The sequence below is a fragment of the Vibrio sp. 1402 genome, assembly GCF_033340275.1.
On the sequence record NZ_JAWOWE010000464.1, the window covers coordinates 1 to 593 of the forward strand.

A 593-nucleotide genomic window follows, 5' to 3' on the forward strand; every position below is an offset into this window, starting at 1 on the left:
GTGGCGCAGATGGAAAGTCGTGGGTCGATACCAAGCGCGTTGATTGGGACAACCGCAATATTGAACTGGGCGACAAATGGATTGAAGCTTGGGTTGAGTTTAATTTTCCTGGCCGCAACGACAAATACTCGAACTTCCATTGGACTTGGTATCACTTTGACGGTGTTGACTGGGATGATGCCGGCAAAGAAAAAGCGATCTTTAAATTCAAAGGCGAAGGAAAAGCTTGGGATTGGGAAGTCAGCTCTGAAAAAGGCAATTACGACTACCTAATGTACGCCGATTTAGACATGGATCACCCAGAAGTTAAACAAGAGCTGAAAGATTGGGGTGAGTGGTACATCAACATGACCGGCGTTGATGGCTTTAGAATGGATGCCGTTAAGCACATTAAATATCAGTATCTACAAGAGTGGATTGATCATTTACGTTGGAAAACAGGCAAAGAGCTTTTCACCGTTGGTGAGTATTGGAATTACGACGTAAATCAACTGCATAACTTTATTACTAAGACCTCTGGCAGTATGTCGTTGTTCGATGCGCCGCTTCACATGAACTTCTACAACGCGTCAAAATCTGGCGGCAATTACGAT

1 protein-coding gene is annotated in these 593 nt (G+C 44.2%); it reads left to right on the top strand.

Features of this window, described 5'->3' with window-relative positions:
* Window positions 1-593, top strand: a 593-nt coding sequence (locus R7044_RS26690; protein ID WP_263857067.1) for an alpha-amylase family glycosyl hydrolase, incomplete at both ends; no start/stop codon positions are given.